This is a genomic window from Rhizobium acaciae (genome assembly GCF_025941625.1).
Taxonomy (GTDB): Bacteria; Pseudomonadota; Alphaproteobacteria; order Rhizobiales; family Rhizobiaceae; genus Rhizobium; species Rhizobium acaciae.
The window spans coordinates 121656-138881 of the sequence record NZ_JAPCZO010000020.1 but is presented as its reverse complement, the minus strand read 5'-3'; the positions used below and the strand labels follow the sequence as shown (position 1 = coordinate 138881).

Here is a 17226-nt window from a genome sequence, read left to right as displayed (position 1 = left end):
GCCGGATCGCCGCCGCAAGACCGGCAGGACCGGCGCCGATGATCACAACGTCGAATTCCATGCTTTCGCGTTCGGGCAGCTCAGTCGTCTCGGTCATGCTGACAAATCTCGATGTTTGAATGAGATGGGAGATCAACGGGTTGGCCGAGCCGGCTCGTACCTGTAGTCGTAGAACCCACGTTGTGCCTTGCGACCGAGCCAGCCCGCTTCGACATATTTGACCAGCAGTGGGCACGGACGGTATTTGCTGTCGGCCAGCCCCTCGTGAAGGACCTGCATGATGGAAAGGCATGTGTCCAAACCGATGAAGTCGGCCAGTTCAAGTGGCCCCATGGGATGGTTGGCGCCGAGCTTCATGCCGGTGTCGATAGCTTCTACGTTTCCGACACCCTCATACAGGGTGTAGATCGCTTCGTTGATCATCGGGATAAGGACGCGGTTTACGATGAAAGCCGGGAAATCCTCGGAGACGGTGACAGTTTTGCCGATGGATTCGGCGAAACCCTTGGCTATGGCGAACGTCTCCTGATCCGTTCCGATGCCGCGAACCAGCTCTACCAGCTTCATAATGGGTACGGGATTCATGAAGTGTATCCCTATAAAACGATTGGGCCTGTCGGTCGACGCGGCGAGCCGCGTTATGGAGAGCGACGATGTGTTCGTCGCCAAGATCGCGTCGGGCTTCAGGACGGTGCACACGTCCGTAAAGACCTTCCTCTTGATGCCTTCATTCTCGCTCACTGCTTCGATGACCAGATCGGCGCGCGCAAGATCCGAGAGGGAGAACGCTCCCTTTATTCGGGAGATCGCCTTTTCAGCCGCTTCGCCCGGCATCTTGCCCGTTTCCGCCTGGCGTGCGAAATATCCGGCACTCGCTTCGATGCTCGCGCGAATTCGACTTTTGTCGAGATCGTAAACCAGTGCCTCATACCCGTGTTTCGCCACGACTTGCGCGATCCCAGTGCCCATCTGGCCGGCGCCAATGACGGCGACGGTAGAAATCTTATTCGCTATAGGCATAGTGCCTCTCGTTGATCCCGGAGGGTTGAAGGACGGTCCGCGCCGAATAGATTGGGTGCATCAGAAGAACGCCTGGAGGCCCGTCTGGGCGCGCCCGAGGATCAGGGCATGGACGTCGTGGGTCCCCTCATAAGTATTGACCGTCTCCAAGTTCTGCGCGTGGCGCATGACATGATATTCGATCTGAATGCCGTTGCCGCCGTGCATATCCCGGGCTTGCCGCGCTATTTCAAGCGCCTTTCCGCAGTTGTTGCGCTTGACGATCGAGACCATTTCCGGGGCCATCTTGTGCTCATCCATCAGGCGGCCAACGCGAAGCGAGGCCTGCAGTCCGAGCGTGATTTCGGTCATCATATCGGCGAGCTTCTTTTGATACAGCTGCATCCCTGCAAGCGGTTTCCCGAACTGTTTGCGGTCAAGACCGTACTGACGAGCGCGGAACCAGCAATCCTCCGCGGCTCCCATGGCGCCCCAGGAGATGCCGTAACGGGCGCGGTTGAGACAACCGAACGGCCCCTTGAGACCGGAAACGCCCGGCAGAAGCGCATCCTCGGTGACTTCGACACCGTCCATCACGATTTCGCCCGTGATCGAGGCACGCAGGGAAAGCTTGCCGCCAATTTTCGGAGCCGAAAGGCCCCTCATGCCCTTTTCGAGAACGAAGCCGCGTATTTCATGGTTGTGAGCCTCAGATTTCGCCCAGACGACGAAGACATCCGCAATCGGCGAGTTCGAGATCCACGTCTTCGAGCCGCGCAATCGGTAGCCGCCCTCGATTTTCTCGGCACGGGTTTTCATACCGCCGGGATCCGAGCCCGCGTCGGGCTCGGTCAGGCCGAAACAGCCGATCAGTTCACCCGAAACGAGGCCAGGCAGATACTTCTTCTTCTGCTCGTCGGAGCCGTAGGCGAAGATCGGATAGATGACCAGCGAGGACTGCACGCTCATCATCGAGCGATATCCGGAGTCGATACGCTCGACCTCGCGAGCGACCAGACCATAGGCAACGTAGGATGCGTTCGCGGCCCCGTACTCTTCAGGCAGCGTCACCCCAAGAAGGCCCGTCCGCCCCATCAACCTGAACAGCTCCGGGTCGGTCGCTTCTTCGAGATAGGCGTCCTGGACGCGCGGCAACAGTTCGGATTCTGCGAAAGCCGCAGCGGACTCGCGGATCATCCGTTCATCTTCGGTCAGCTGGTCGTCGAGCAGAAAGGGGTCGTTCCAAGAAAAGGCCAAGATCGTCGTCCTCCCGTTGAGGTTTTGGGCAGTTCGAATTTGACGGAATTAAAGCCGCTTTTTCACGATCGAGAAAGCGAGGTTTACTCATTGACCCATGAGCTATAGTAATAGCTCATGGCAAACCTCTCGCGAAGGCTCCTTCCCTCCACCTCGGCTCTCGCAGCGTTCGATTCCGTCGCGCGGCTGGGCACCTTCTCTGCGGCAGCGGAGGAGCTTTCCCTGACGCAGGGAGCGATCAGTCGCCAGATCGCGACGCTGGAAGAACAACTCGGTATTTTACTATTCGAGCGCACCAGCCGTGGCGTCAACCTCACGGAGGCGGGCACAGACTATGCCCGGGCTATTGCCAGCGCTTTGGCGGAAATCCGTTCCGCTTCACTGCAGGCCATGACCAAACAACATAGCGATCAACTCAATCTTGCCATCTTGCCGACATTCGGCACCCGCTGGCTGATGCCACGCATTCCGCGATTTGTCGCCAGACACCCCGAGATCACGTTGAACTTCGCCACGCGCATAGGCGTGTTCGATTTCGACCGCGACGACATAGATATGGCGATTCATATCGGCCAGCCCGATTGGCCCGGTGCGGAAAGCATATTTCTTATGGAAGAGATGGTAGCGCCGATCGCGTCCCCGTCTTTTCTCAGTTCACATCCCATCGCGAGGGCCGAAGATCTGCTTCGCTTGCCGCTGCTGCAGATGGCGTCCCGTCCCGGGGCCTGGAGCCATTTTTTTGAAAGCCTCCAGGTCAACGGCACCCCATCGCAGGCCATGCGGTTCGAACAGTTCAGCAACGTGGCCCAAGCCTGCATTGCCGGACTGGGGCTCGCGTTGATGCCGCTTTTCCTCATCGACTCCGAGCTCGCAAATGGCCAGCTCGTCCAAGCCTTTCCACATCAGGTCAAAAGCACCAGCGCCTATTATGCGGTCGCGCCACTAAGCAGGAAGGACTTCCGTCCTGTCGTGGCGTTCCGCGCATGGCTGCTGGAAGAGGTCGCGCGTTACCGGGAAGGCGGATCGGCAGATAGCGGCGGTTGATGAAGCCACACCTGAGATACCTTCGATAATCTGGAATATCGTCAGGAGCTTCGTCGCCCGTTCGGCTTCTCGCTCCTGTTCGTTTGCGCGTGTTGCTTGACTCCTCGGCCAAATCCTGCCAATTTATGCTAACGTTAGCACAAGGAATGCGCATTTGCATCTTCAATTACGCAAAGCAAGCATGCAGGGGAAACGCCTCATGGCCAGCAGGGCCCTGGTGAAAGACGTTCGGCTGCTCGGCCGCCTGCTGTGCGAGGCTATCGAAGCAAGCGACGGCAAGGAGGCCCGTGAGATCGTGGAACAGGTCCGCACTCTCTCGGTTGCCGGCCATAGAAAGACCGGCCGGCACCTGAACGACAAGCTCGCCCTCTTTTGTGCAGAAATGCCTCCCCGGACCCTCAAGCGTGTGATCCGCGCATTCAGCCAGTTCTCTCAACTCGTGAACATTGCCGAAGACGCACACCAAGCCAGGATGCAGCGCTTCAGCATCGTCGATCGTGAACCTGCCATGCCGGGAACAATTGCCAGATCGCTTTCCGTTCTGGCTGCGGCCGGGGTCGAGGCGGAAGATATCCGCAAACTGCTTCTTGAAGCGGTCGTCTCGCCCGTTTTCACGGCGCACCCTACCGAGGTTCGGCGCAAGAGCGTTATCGAAATCGAACAGGAGCTTGCACGATGCCTGACTGAGCTCGACCAAGCCGGCTTGATTGAACAGGAGATGGGCCGGCATAAAGAGGATTTGGAAAGGGCGACGACGACGCTTTGGCAAACGAACAGCCTTCGGGGGCGGCGGCTTCAGGTCGTAGATGAAATCCTCAATGGCTTGTCCTATTACGACAGCACCATTTTCCGGGTGATCCCGGAGGTATACGAGATTCTCGAAAATCAGCTTCGAGACTCACCCTGGAGTTTCGGCGAGGACGCGCTGCCGCCATTCCTGCGCATGGGTTCCTGGATCGGTGGCGACCGGGATGGCAATCCCTATGTCAACGGCGAAACCCTGAGAGAGGCGCTCCGGTTGCAGAGTGAGAGAGTTTTCTCGTTCTATCTCGGCGAACTGCATAGCCTCGGCGCCGAACTTTCCTTGGATGACCGGTATGTGAAAGTCTCGCAGGAGCTTCAGCGCCTCGCGACCGACTCCCCCGACAGATCGGAGCGGCGCCGACACGAGCCATATCGCCTGGCAATCTCAGGCATGTATGCTCGCCTGGCGGCCACGGCACGTAAGTTCGGCAGCACGGAACTGGTTCGCGAACCTGTGGCGGTGGCCCCTTCCTACCTGTGCCCTGCCGAATTCGCCAAAGACTTGGCGACGATCAGCAAATCCCTGACAGCCAATGGCGCAGAAAAGATCGCCACTGGAAAACTGCGCAGGCTCCAACGCGCTGTGGACGTCTTCGGTTTTCACCTTGTCAGTCTGGATTTGAGACAGAATTCCGAGGTTCATCAACGGGTTGTTCATGAGCTTTTCGAGAACGTGAGGCCTGGCACACGTTACGAGGCGTTAGCCGAGAGTGACAAGATCCGCTTGCTAACCGAGGAACTACGGTCTGCCCAGTTGCTGATGACACCGCTCAGGACTTATTCGGCCGAGACGGCGTCGGAGCTTTCCGTTCTGCGCGAAGCTGGCGAAGCCCATAAGCACTATGGCCGCGTCAGCATCCCCAATTACATCATTTCGAAGGCCGGAAGCCCTTCCGACGTTCTGGAGGTCATGGTCCTGTTCCGTGAGGCGGGGCTGTTCCGGCCCGATAAGCCCGAAGCGGCGTCAATCAACATCATACCGCTTTTCGAAACGATCTCGGATCTTCGAAGGTCGCATGACGTGATGCAAACAGTTTTGGCCGTCGAAGCCTATCGGACATATGTGGAAGCACTCAGCGGCAAACAGGAAATCATGCTCGGCTATTCGGACAGCAACAAGGATGGCGGTTATCTGACTTCGGGATGGGAACTGTATAAGGCAGAAACGACCTTCATCCAGCTCTTCGAGCGTGAAGGCATTCGCCTCAGCTTGTTTCACGGTCGCGGCGGCTCCGTGGGCCGCGGTGGCGGCCCAAGCTATGAAGCAATCACCGCCCTGCCCCCTGGTGCGGTTGCCGGATCGATCCGGCTGACGGAGCAAGGTGAAGTCATTGCAGCGAAATATTCCAATCCGGCACTAGGTCGTCGGAATCTCGAACTTCTGATCGCCGCGACGCTGGAAGCGTCCTTGCTTCCGTCCGACGCAAAAGAGCCGGATCCCGAATATCTTGGCGCCATGGAGGAACTGTCCGACCTGGCCTTTGGCGCCTATCGCCGTTTGGTTTACGAGACCGAGGGATTTGAACGGTTCTTCTGGGAAGCAACGATCATCGGCGAAATCGCAAAACTGAACATTGGCAGCCGCCCGGCCTCACGCAGCGCGTCACGTCGCATCGAAGACCTGCGTGCGATACCCTGGGTGTTCGGCTGGTCGCAGAGCCGCATGATGTTGCCGGGTTGGTTTGGATTCGGTTCGGCCGTGCGACAATGGCTGGCCGGACATCCCGACGGATTGCAAATTCTTCAGGGGATGCACAGGGACTGGCCTTTCTTCCAGACACTGATTGCGAACATGGAGATGGTGTTGGCCAAGACCAACATGGCGATCGCGGCGCGGTATGTGGGCCTCACCCCTCATGCATCCACCCATGAGAAAATTTTCGCACGCATAAAAGACGAATGGGAAGCGACGACGGCTGCGCTATTTTCCATAACGGATCAGGCCTCGCTGCTCGAAAACAATCCGGCTCTGAAGCAGTCGATCCATCATCGCTTTCCCTGCCTCGATCCGCTTAACCAAATGCAGATCGACCTTCTTCGCCGCCACCGTGCCGGAGAAGGCGATCAGGACACTGAAGAGGCGCTGCATCTGACCATCAATGGAATTGCAGCAGGGCTACGAAACAGCGGGTAACGAGCGCCAATGCGGATGGCGTAAGCCTATTTTTCTTGACCTTGGCAAAGACTTTGCGCTAACGTTCGCATAAACTGGGAGGAAATTCATGACACGGACCGTGCTGTTGACGGACTACGCCTGGCCGGATGACAAAGTGGAGCGGGAGGTAATCGAGCAGGCCGGGTTCACCCTCGTCAGCGGTCCGGCCGAGCCGTCTCCGCCTGCCGAGATCGATGCTTTGGCTGCAAAGCATCAGCCGGACGCGATTCTGACCTGCTGGGCTCAAGTCAGCGAGACGGCAATTGCTGCGTCTCCTAACCTCAAGATCGTCGCTCGCCTCGGAGTTGGCCTGGACAACATTGCAGTCGATGCAGCGACGGAGCGGGGGATATGGGTCACGAATGTTCCCGATTATTGCGTTGCAGAAGTGTCTGACCACGCCGTGGGTTTTGCGATTGCCTGGGCCCGCGGCCTGATCCACTTCGATCGCGAAGTTCGCGGCGGGCGCTGGGACCCGGCTTCGGCAAATCTCCGCCGGCTTTCGGAGCTGGCCTGCGGCATCGTTGGCTTTGGCCGCATCGGTCGTGCGACGGCAGCAAAAATGCAGGCGCTCGGATGCCGGGTGCTAGCCTACGATCCCCATGCCTCGAATATTCCTGCGGATGTGGAGCTCGCCGACTTCGATACGCTTCTGGCCAGGAGCGATATCGTCATCGTCCATGCGCCGCTTGCGCCGGCGACGCGTCATCTGATCAACAGCGACGCCATCTCGAAGATGCGCCGTGGAAGCCTGCTGATCAATGTCAGCCGAGGCGGCGTTGTCGATACCGCCGCCGTGATCGAAGGCTTGGACTCCGGCATTCTGAGCGGCGTCGGCCTCGACGTCCTCGAGGATGAACCACGCGTTCCACCGGAGCTGATCGCTCATCCCGGCGCGATGATCACTCCGCACGTCGCCTTCTCCTCGGATGCTTCACTGATCGAGCTGCGTCGCCGGGCGGCGGAGGAGGTCGTCAGGGTTCTCTGCGGAGAGACGCCTGAACAACCCCGCAACAGCCCCCGCCGCTAATGCCGCAAGGACACTGGGTTCATGTCTGTAGATGAGATGACGATTTTCGATGAGTTCTTGCTGAAGAGCGGTTTGAGGAGCGCTTCCGAGGAGGCGATCTACAAGCCGCTGACGGGTGGTGTTTCTTCGGATATCTACCGTGTGGAGCTTCCCGGCCGGCTGATCTGTGTGAAACGCGCACTTGCCAAGCTCAAGGTATCCGCCGATTGGCAGGCGCCGGTGTCGAGAAATGTGTACGAATGGAACTGGATATCCTTCGTAGCGCAACACTTCCCTTCTGCCGTTCCGAGGCCTCTCGCACACGACGCGTCGTCTGGCGTCTTCGCAATGGAGTTTCTTCCCGGCGATCAGTATCCGCTGTGGAAGACCGAGCTGCTCCACGGGAGCGTTGACCGAAAAGCGGCAGAGCTAACGGGCCGGCGGATTGGACAGATCCATTCCGTCAGTGCCCGTATATCGGGGTTGCCGGAAAAGTTCGATTCCGGATCGAATTTCTATGCGCTTCGGCTCGAGCCCTATCTGGTGGCGACCGCCGCCAAACATCCCTTCGTCAGCGATCGCCTCGCAGAGCTGGTTCAGCGCACGGCCGAAACAAAGCTGGCGCTTGTCCACGGCGACGTCAGCCCGAAGAACATTCTGCTGGGCAAGAACGGCCCTGTGTTCCTGGATGCCGAATGCGCCTGGTTTGGCGACCCGGCTTTCGACCTCGCCTTCTGCCTCAACCATCTCTTGTTGAAGAAGATTGTTGTTGGAAAGGCCGCATCTGAGCTCGCATCGTCATTCGCGGCGTTGACGGCAGCCTACCTGGATCAGGTCGATTGGGAGGATCGGGACGCTCTCGAGGCTCGGGCCGCAAGCTTGTTGCCCGCTCTCTTCCTCGCCCGGGTCGACGGCAAATCGCCCGTCGAATACATAACCGACGAATGCCAGCGCGAAACGGTCCGCAAAGCCGCCATCCCGCTGATCGCATCGCCTCGGCAAAAGTTGGCTGACGTAGCGCAGGCCTGGTTTCCATAACGAACGCAGGTTCCAGGCAGCGGCATGTTTCGTTGCCGCTGCGCCGATAACCGCGCGGCCCTTGTGGAATGCTCAGAAGAGTGAAGCAACGGCTTCCGGGCGAGAAATCCCATCACCATGACAAAACCTACATGACACTCCCGAAGCAGCGCTCGCGCGTCAAATCGGGCGGTCGAGCAGCATACGCCGCTGAGGTTTCGCTTGTCAGCTGAGGCTTCGCCCGTGAAAATACCGGGCTCATCGGGAAAGCGGCGCATTCATTAAAAGAGAGTATAAAAAGCCATCGCGCTGGTCTCGCGATGGCGGATAAAGACTTTACATCTGCTTCGGCTCAGAACCGAGCGACCCAGCTTTCGAAAGCAACCAGGAAGCTCTCGATGAACTTCTGGGTTCCTTCGTTGAGGAACACCCCGTGATCGCCCACTAATTTGTCGGCCGTGCTCAGGTAAACTTCAGGCTGGGGCATGGCCGGCACGTTGATGTTGGTCAGGATAACCCTGAGCTGAAGTGCCGCTGCTGCGCCGCCAATGAGACCGGGAGAAGCTCCAGTCACCGCACCGGGCTTGTGATCCCACACGCTTTTTCCGAACGGGCGAGAACCGACTTCGATCGCGTTCTTCAATGCCGCGGGTACCGATCTATTGTATTCAGGCGTCACGAAGATTGCGCCATCGCAAGCCTTGATACGCTCACGGAAGGATGTCCATTCCTTCGGCGGCGTCTCCGTCTCCAAGTCCTGGTTATAGAGCGGAAGGTCGCCGATCGGTACGATTTCCAGGTTCAGTCCGTCGGGCGCCACTTTCTGCATCGCGCGGGCGAACTTCAGGTTGATCGAAGCCTGACGAAGGCTTCCGACAAGGACCGCGATATCTTTCTTGGACATGTTCTCTCTTCTCGCGTGAGGGACGCGCCGGCGATAGCCGGCGCAGGTGATTGTTATTGATAAGAGGCAGGGACCGGAGGAACGACCACATAGTTGCTGAAGCCGCCATCGCGTTCGCCAATGCCTGATATGGCTTCGTTCACCCGCTCAAGCGGATAGATCTTGTGCTCGAGATACGACAGGTCGAGCACACCGGTGCGGACCATGTCTGCCATTTCCTGCCCCTGCGCAGCGCTGAACCAGTTCGAGCCGATGAGCTGAACTTGCTCGTCCATCAGCCACTTCACGTCGACCGGAACATCTTCTGCGACGCCGCCAACGACAACCACGCGGCCGCCCCGACGAACTCCGCGCATGGAGTCGACCACGGTCGCGGCGGGGGCTCTCGCACCCAGCGCACTGATAACGAAGTCCACTCCCTCGCCACCGGTTTGGGCCTTCGCCCATTCTCCGGTCGAGCCTTCGCCGAGCACGATGGTGTCGATGCGGTCAGGAGCGATGGCTTTTACGCGGTCCAGCAATTCCCTGCTTCTGCCGGTGCCCAGAATTTTGGAGATCCCCATCGCAAGACCGAGCTTGGTTGCCGCGACGCCAAGCGTACCGGTGATCCCGTCGATGAGGCAAACCTGGCCAGGTCCAGCCTGTGCATTCTTCAGGGCGCCGTAGGATGTACCGAGGTAACCGAAGCGGCCGGCCTGCTCGAAGCTGAGGTTATCCGGCAGGCACACGAGCGAGTATTCCGGGGCGGTCATGAATTGGCTGAAGCCGCCGTACGGATAAAGATCAAAGATTCTTTGACCATCGCGGCTGGTGCTGAAATACCCATTCAAGGTGTAGTAGCGGCATTGGCTGCGGTTGCCTGACCGGCACGCCTTGCAAGAACCGCAGGATCTGAGAGGGCTTACATAGACACGATCGCCAATTTTGACATTGGTGACCGCCTCGCCGACTTCGGCGACGACCCCGGCTGGGTCCAAGCCAAACACTGCCGGAAACTTCGGCAGTGGCTGGTGGGGGAACCAGGTTGGCCAATTATTGATGACGTTGGCCATGTTGGGCACGATACCGCAGGCCCTGACCTGCACCAGGACGTCGTTGGGCCGGGGCGTGGGAACTGGAATCTCATCCAGCGACATCGGCTGATGCAGAGCATGCAGCCGAGCGGCGATCATAGTCTTAGCCATTAACTCCTCCATAGGGACATCGGTCGGACGGTGCCCGACCGAATGCATTTTTTGCAGTTTCAGACAGGTGCGCGGCACAGTGCCGAGCGGCATTCGTCAGGGGACCAGAAACGCCTTCCCAGCCGGTCGGAAATCCGCAGGCCAGACAGTCACCCAATCCTTTCCTTGAACTTGCTTGAGTTTCGTCGATTGCTTCCCGGCATTGAACTTGCCGTCGAAAGTCCTTGGCCCGACGACCGTCTCGACGCTATTCGAGCGCAACCACGCAGCCATCGCGGCGTCGTCCAATTTCCCTGCCCCTTCTGCCGCCGCTGCAAGGATTTGCCACGCAGCATATTCGACCGCAGCCTGATACTCCGTACGCGGATAGGGGAAACCCGCCGCCTTCGCCTTGCTGTCATAAGCGCTTACGAATTCCTGGGCGCCGTGATACCTGAGGAACGGCTCGTGCTCTTCAAACCATGTCAGCGAGGTCAAGCCGTTCGCTTTGGGGTGAGCTGCGGTCGGGCCGGGTGCCGGGAACAGATAGAATTGGTTCCTGGGCTGGTAATCGATCCGGCCCATTGCATCGAGAAGCTGCACGGCCTCCATGCCGATCGCACCGGACCACAGCAGGTCCGGATCAGCCGCCTTGATGCGGTTCGCGATTGCGCCGAAGTCCTTGGTGCCGAACTCGTATTCAAGGTCCAGTACGTTCTCGATGCCACGCTTCTCAGCAACTTGCTGGCCGCCCTTGGCGATCGTCAGGGCCGACGGGAATTTGCTCGTGACGAAGGCGATCGTCTTGGGAGGGGTCGGCAGGCTCGCATAGGCATCGAGAACAACCTCGGTATCCGCCGATTGCGGCTCGGCCCCGATCGGAAGAGATGGGAACTGCAGCGGATACGGCGCGAGACTAGGGTCCCCCAGGCTGCTCTGAACCAGCATCTTCTTAAACCGAGCGGCAACGCCCATTGCTGCGATGATCGAAGACGTACCATAAGGCCCCATCAGCAGATCGACCTTATCGGCGGTCACCAGGCGCTCATAGAGCGTTCGGGCATTGGCGGGCAGCGATTGGTCGTCGAGAAGGACGAACTCCACCTTTCGTCCGAGAATACCGCCTTTGGCGTTGATCTGTTCGACGAACACCTCTGCGGCAAGCTTGTGGATTGCGCCTACGCCCGCAAGCGGGCCCGTTAACGGCAGCGTTCCGCCTACGCGGATCGGCCCTTCTTGGGCAAAAACCCTCGGCATCGAGCTGAAAGCTGCTACCGCGGCTGCAGACCCGAGGAATGTTCGTCTATTCAGTATAATGGAATTCGCACTCATCTCATCCTCCCAGATGCTTCCGGCATGTCATCATCAGTTTCTGCCGCCGGCGGCAGGTCTCAGCTCTTTGCCAGCCCCTCTGCGTAGCGTTCCAGCGTCATGGGGTTCGGCATTTTCTCGGGGTGCTCCAGCGGTACTCCCGTAAATTCGCTGGCCTCGAAGAACCACTTCGAGACGGCCGGCATTCCCCAATGGACATTGGTGCTCAGGGCTGCCGCGTCCCAACGAATGGGCTCCAATTCCGCGTCTATCGTGGTGTAGTGATTGTTGAAAAACTCCACCCGGTGTCCATCGGGATCGCGCAGGTAGACGAACAGGACTCCGGAAGGGCCATGGCGTCCGGGTCCGCGCTCAACGCTGTCCCCATAGCCATAACGGCTGGCAAAATCGCACACGGCGAAGATGTCGCTGCTTTCGGGAACCGTATAAGCAAAATGATGCAGCTGCGGGCCTATGCCCGGCACCAGCGCCAGATCGAGGCAGACACCTTTGCGATACATGAAGTTCGCAATGAGATTGTCGCCGGCCGCGATATATTCCGAAGTCCGGAAACCGAGTTCGCCGTAGAACGCGCTTAGACCCAACGGATCGGCGACCATGATCTGGCAATGATCGAGCCCTTGGGCTCGGGCGCCACGATGTTCATGCACCTCGAGGAACTTACGGGGATGGACACTCATGCTGGAGCAAAGCTCGATGCGAGCACCCGACGGGTCGCTGACGAGCAGGGTCCGCCCTTGATTTCGAACTTCAACCCATTCCGCCGGAAGCCCCTTCTCATCAAAGAAGAACTTGGCCTTGTCGAGGTCCTCCTCGAGAAACACCCGGTAACCGATCCGCCTGCACGTCGGCTTGCCGCCGGTAGGTGCGAGCACGAGACTGTGATGGCAGGCCTCGGACAATCCGCGAAGGTATGAAACACCGTCCGCGAATTCTGTTTCAATCAGGCCGCCGACATTGAGATAGAAATCTCGGCTACGCTCCACATCATTGACTTCCAGCACGACGTGGCTGAAGCGCGTGATGTTGAAGGGAGGTTTCAAATTAACAGCCGGAAGCATGTCATCCTCATCTTTGCTAACGTTAGCATAAAAGAGCCGGCGCTTTTGTCAACGCCTGTTATTGAGCGAGACCGGCAACCGGCCCATCCAAAATCTAACCTACAGCAGCAACCGCGGCTGGCTTTTCAGCCAAGTCTAGCGCCGACCAGCCAGCGAACGAAGCCTCTTTTCCAAGCGCCTCCTCGATACGGAGAACCTCGTTCCACTTGGCCATCCGCTCGGAGCGTGAGAATGATCCGACCTTGAGCTGCCTGGCATCCCAGCCGACCGACAGATGGGCGATCGTCACATCTTCCGTCTCACCGGATCTGGCCGAAACAATTGTCCGAAAGCCCGCTTTCTTGGCAACGGAGAGCGCGTCGAACGTCTCTGTGATCGTGCCCGCTTGGTTCGGCTTGATCAGAACCGCATTGGCGCTTTTATCCTTGATCGCTTCGGTTACCCGCGCCGCGTTTGTCACGAAGAAGTCGTCGCCGATGATTTGGCATTTGGAGCCGTATCGAGCGGTAAACTCCTTGAATCCATTCGGATCGTCCTCAGCAAGCGGATCCTCGATAGAGACGATAGGATAGGCCTTCAACCAGCCGCCAAGCATGTCGATCATCTCGGCCGTATCGAGCTGCCGATCTTCCAACGCCAGCGAATACTTACCCTCACGGCCGAATTCAGAGGCCGCAATGTCGAGCGATATGACGACTTCGCCGCCTGGCTTCAGACCGGCGGCCTCGATCGAACGCACCAAGGCATCGAGAGCTTCTTCATTGCTGGTGAAGGCAGGCCAATAGCCTCCCTCGTCCGCCACGCCCTGGAGCTTTCCGGCACGTTTCATAATGTCGCCTGCCGCGCGGTAGACTTCAGCGGTCCACTCCAAAGCCTCCGCGAAAGTCGAGGCAGCAGGGCACATGACCATGAAATCCTGGACGTCTACCCGGCGTGCTGCATGCGCTCCACCTCCAAAAATCTGGATTTCCGGCAGTGGCATCGTAATCCCCCTGTCGGAGCCCGCGAGATACCGCCAGATCGGTTGGCCGGCCGCAGCCGCTGCCGCGTGAAGCAATGCCATCGATGTTGCCACCGAAGCATTTCCACCCAGTCTGCTCCGGTTCGGAGTGCCATCCAGCTCGATGATGGCGTGGTCCAGTTCGGCTTGATCATTGGCATTCCGGCCGACCAGCAACCTGGCGATTTCTCCGTTGACGGCAGTGAGGGCCTTGTTGATCCCCAAGCCGGCAAAGGCGCTGCCGCCGTCACGAAGGTCGAGCGCCTCGCCAGTGCCGGTCGATGCACCAGCGGGTGCAATGGCCCGGCCGGTCGCACCGGAGGCCAGCTCGATCTCTACCTCAACGGTGGGCCTGCCACGGGAATCCCATACGCGACGGCCCTGCACTTTTCGGATTTCGGTGTTGGTCATGTTCAGTTGGTCCACAAGGTCAGATTGAAATTGGATCATCAGGCCTCACAGGCCGTCATCATAATCCGTCAGATCGGGGGTCCGTGCGCCAACCAGCACCACGGCGATGGTTGCCGGTTTGTCGCTCTTGTTTCGCCAGGCGTGACGCGTTCCGTTCTGGACGAAGGCGTCGAACCGGCGCAAACGGGTCTCATTGCCACCGTCGAGTTCCATCCAGATCTCGCCGTCGAGAACAATTCCATAGTCGACGGTGGGCGTTTGATGTTTGCCATCCGGCTCGAAGCGCTCGGCCAAACCTGGACTGACCGCCAGATTCTCCGCAAGAGCGGCCGGACCATCAAAATCCGGAGCCATAAAAACAGCATCTGGTGGGAACGTTAGCACTAGAAAGCGCGTTTCGCCGGGCTCCGGAACGAAGCTTGCGACCAGCGGCGTTGGATCGGTTCCGTTGAATGGAATGGCCGTGGACGTCGAAGTCGACCAGATCATCCGCGACACCAATCCAGGGACCGTCCTGAATATGTCCGTGCGGGGAACGGCGCCGTCCTGAGCGAACCTGGCAGCACCCTGACTGCCGTGTTCCGTCACGACGCGCCGAAGATGTACGGGAACTCTCCCGCTGGAATTTTCAGATACCAAGATACGCCTCCCTGATGCTTGGATCATTGATGAGAACCTCCGGCGCTCCGGAGGCGGTCACGCGGCCTTGCTCGATCACGTAGGCCTGATGGGCAATTTCCAGCGCTTTGTTCACGTTCTGCTCGACGAGCAGCACCGCCACGCCTCGCTCATTGATCATCTGGATGATTTTGAACATTTCCCCGACGATCAAAGGCGACAGCCCGAGCGACGGCTCGTCCATGAGCAAGACGCGCGGCTTGGCCATCAGGCCACGGCCGATCGCAACCATTTGCTGCTGCCCACCCGACAAAGAGCCCGCCAACGAATCCTGGCGCTCTTTCAGAATAGGGAAAAGCTGAAATACCTCAGCGAGCGTGGTGTCGCGCTCCGCACGAGCGACCGAGCGGTACGCACCGAGCAACAGATTGTCGAGAACCGTCATCGTCGTGAAGAGACGGCGCCCTTCCGGGACCACCGCTATGCCGTAATCGCAGACCCGATGGCTCGGCACCTTGGAAACGTCGTTACCCTCGATAACGATCTTTCCTTTGTGCGGGCGGAGAATTCCGGCGATGGCATTGACCAGCGTGCTCTTTCCCGCCCCGTTCGGACCGACGACCGAAACGATCTCGCCTGGCTTTACACTGATAGACAGGTCCCACAGAGCGATCGCATCTCGGTAGCCGACCTCGATCTTATCAACCTCAAGCAGCATGACTGGCCCCCAAATATACGCTGACCACAGCCGGATCTCTCATCGTTTCGCTTGGATGCCCAAGCGCCAGAACTTTACCCTGATCCAGCACAGCGACACGGTCCGCCAAAGCGACAACCGCCCGCATGAGGTGTTCGACGAAGATGATCGTCGTACCGCCAGCCTTGATCCGCTTGATCATTTCAACCGCATGGTCGACCTCGGCTGGATTCAAGCCACAGAGCACCTCATCGAGCAGGAGCAGACGCGGTTTTGCGGCCAGCGCTCTCGCGAATTCGACAAACTTTCGGTCATGCAGGTTCAATGCTGCGGGGAGCACGCCGGCCTTCTCAGCCAGGCCGGTAAAGGCGAGCGCCTCCCTGGTAACCGCGTCGACCGCAGCCGCACCCATGCCATCTGTGCTACCAAATTTCGCGCAGAGCTGAACGTTTTCGAGGACTGTCAGATTATCGAACAAGCGCGGGATCTGGTACGTCCGCGCCACGCCCTGTTGCGCGATCAGATGTGGTGACCGACCGGAAATCTCCTCGCCTTCCAGTGTGATCGTACCGGAGGTCATGGCGTAGTGGCCGCTGATCATGTTGATCAGTGTGGACTTGCCGGAGCCATTCGGGCCAACCAGAGCCAGGATTTCACCCCGCCGAACGTCCAGCGTCACGCCGGTCAAGGCGCGGATACCGCCGAAGGATTTGGTGACATTCTCGCATTTGAGAAGCACCGGACCGGAACCTGCTGCAGCTAGAGGCGCGAGCTGAGTCACGGCCTGAGCAGCCGTCTCCGATGCGCCAATTCCGCCGCGCCTGTCGGCAAACCTGCGAATAAGGCTAGGAACGATGCCGGACGGTAGCAGGAGGATTACAACTATCAGCGCAAGAGCGACGCCCGCACGGCCGAATTCCGCATGAGCGCCGCTGACGATAGCGCTCTGCAACACGGTGATGATGACCGCGCCGATCGCAGGCCCCGCCCAATGGCGAGCACCGCCAAGAATGCTCATGAGCACGACATAGAGAGGAACGGTCACCGCGAAGGTCTCGCCAACCGTGACGTAGCCTACATATACGGCGTGGATCGCACCCATCCCGCCTGCAAGTGCCGACGATATAGCAAACGAAATGAGCTTATAGCGAAATGTCGGAACGCCTTTCACCTCTGCGACGTCTTCATCGTCGTGGATTGCGAGCAAGCCCTGACCGAATTTGCTGTGAAAGATGAAGTACGATGTCGCCAGCGCAGCAAGAGCCGCGATAAGCCCGAACATGTAGAGGGAACCGGACGCCGTCACACCGATCATCGGGATTTCGATTCCCGAGAGGAATACGCCTGTGCCCGAGTCCAGCGGGGTGTTTGACACAATGGCCGCGACAACGAATGTCACCGACAGCGTCAGCAGCGCGAAGAACTCGCCACGCAGAGCTCCGGAGCGAAAGACGACCAAGCCAATCAGGACGGCGATCGCGGCCGCCAGCAGTGCTGCAGCAGGTATCGTCGCGACGAAAGGCCACGACAACTGCGTCGCCAGCGTGGCGGTTGTGTAGACGCCAATCCCGAAGAATGCCGCGTGCCCAAAACTCCAGTAACCCGTATAACCGCTCAGGATACCCCAGCTCGTTGCCAGCACGACCCAGAAGAAGATGATATACAGATAGGAAAGGTAGTAATCCGCCATTCCCAGGTAAGGCAGCAAGGCCAGGATCGTTACGATAGGCGCCGTGATTAGAAGCTTTTTCATAA

Annotated in this window: 14 protein-coding genes; 4 read left to right on the top strand and 10 right to left on the bottom strand. The window is 58.9% G+C overall.

Annotation, left to right across the window (positions count from 1 at the left end; translation table 11 throughout):
* Positions 1-132: 132 nt before the first annotated feature.
* On the bottom strand, positions 133-1020 hold the full coding sequence (locus OLZ32_RS28265) for a 3-hydroxybutyryl-CoA dehydrogenase (RefSeq protein ID WP_264424055.1): 888 nt from the start codon (positions 1018-1020) through the stop codon (positions 133-135).
* 60 nt (positions 1021-1080) lie between these two features.
* Entirely contained in the window at positions 1081-2256 is a 1176-nt protein-coding gene (locus OLZ32_RS28260; protein WP_131666857.1) for an acyl-CoA dehydrogenase, read from the bottom strand.
* A 117-nt stretch (positions 2257-2373) separates the two neighbouring features.
* Between OLZ32_RS28260 and OLZ32_RS28255 the strand changes: the two genes are divergently transcribed.
* From OLZ32_RS28255 to OLZ32_RS28240, 4 genes are all read left to right on the top strand, one after another.
* Positions 2374-3300: a LysR family transcriptional regulator gene (locus OLZ32_RS28255; protein WP_264424052.1), complete on the top strand. Its 927-nt coding sequence runs from the start codon at positions 2374-2376 to the stop codon at positions 3298-3300.
* Between the two features lie 181 nt (positions 3301-3481).
* A complete protein-coding gene (gene ppc, locus OLZ32_RS28250) occupies positions 3482-6238 on the top strand; it encodes a phosphoenolpyruvate carboxylase (protein WP_264424050.1) in 2757 nt (918 codons plus the stop codon).
* A gap of 88 nt (positions 6239-6326) precedes the next feature.
* On the top strand, positions 6327-7289 hold the full coding sequence (locus OLZ32_RS28245) for a C-terminal binding protein (RefSeq protein ID WP_264424048.1): 963 nt from the start codon (positions 6327-6329) through the stop codon (positions 7287-7289).
* 21 nt (positions 7290-7310) lie between these two features.
* On the top strand, positions 7311-8306 hold the full coding sequence (locus tag OLZ32_RS28240) for a phosphotransferase family protein (protein ID WP_264424046.1): 996 nt from the start codon (positions 7311-7313) through the stop codon (positions 8304-8306).
* Positions 8307-8637: 331 nt separating this feature from the next.
* Here the strand turns inward: OLZ32_RS28240 and OLZ32_RS28235 are convergent, their stop codons facing one another.
* From OLZ32_RS28235 to OLZ32_RS28200, 8 genes are all read right to left on the bottom strand, one after another.
* Positions 8638-9189: an NADPH-dependent FMN reductase gene (locus OLZ32_RS28235; RefSeq protein ID WP_264424044.1), complete on the bottom strand. Its 552-nt coding sequence runs from the start codon at positions 9187-9189 to the stop codon at positions 8638-8640.
* Between the two features lie 53 nt (positions 9190-9242).
* Positions 9243-10361, bottom strand: coding sequence for an alcohol dehydrogenase catalytic domain-containing protein (locus OLZ32_RS28230; protein WP_171600581.1), 1119 nt, complete (start codon positions 10359-10361; stop codon positions 9243-9245).
* A gap of 108 nt (positions 10362-10469) precedes the next feature.
* Positions 10470-11609 carry an amino acid ABC transporter substrate-binding protein gene (locus OLZ32_RS28225; protein ID WP_264424042.1) on the bottom strand — a complete coding sequence of 380 codons (1140 nt, stop codon included), beginning with the start codon at positions 11607-11609 and terminating at the stop codon, positions 10470-10472.
* 134 nt (positions 11610-11743) lie between these two features.
* Positions 11744-12745 (bottom strand): VOC family protein, encoded by a 1002-nt coding sequence (locus OLZ32_RS28220; RefSeq protein WP_264424040.1) that lies wholly within the window; start codon positions 12743-12745, stop codon positions 11744-11746.
* 94 nt (positions 12746-12839) lie between these two features.
* Entirely contained in the window at positions 12840-14156 is a 1317-nt protein-coding gene (gene eno / locus OLZ32_RS28215; protein WP_264424038.1) for a phosphopyruvate hydratase, read from the bottom strand.
* 45 nt (positions 14157-14201) lie between these two features.
* Positions 14202-14645 (bottom strand): cupin domain-containing protein, encoded by a 444-nt coding sequence (locus OLZ32_RS28210; RefSeq protein ID WP_264424036.1) that lies wholly within the window; start codon positions 14643-14645, stop codon positions 14202-14204.
* Between the two features lie 139 nt (positions 14646-14784).
* Positions 14785-15492: an ABC transporter ATP-binding protein gene (locus tag OLZ32_RS28205; RefSeq protein ID WP_264424034.1), complete on the bottom strand. Its 708-nt coding sequence runs from the start codon at positions 15490-15492 to the stop codon at positions 14785-14787.
* Positions 15482-17224 carry a branched-chain amino acid ABC transporter ATP-binding protein/permease gene (locus tag OLZ32_RS28200; RefSeq protein WP_264424032.1) on the bottom strand — a complete coding sequence of 581 codons (1743 nt, stop codon included), beginning with the start codon at positions 17222-17224 and terminating at the stop codon, positions 15482-15484. The genes OLZ32_RS28205 and OLZ32_RS28200 overlap by 11 nt, the downstream gene beginning before the upstream one ends.
* Between the last annotated feature and the right edge of the window lie 2 nt (positions 17225-17226).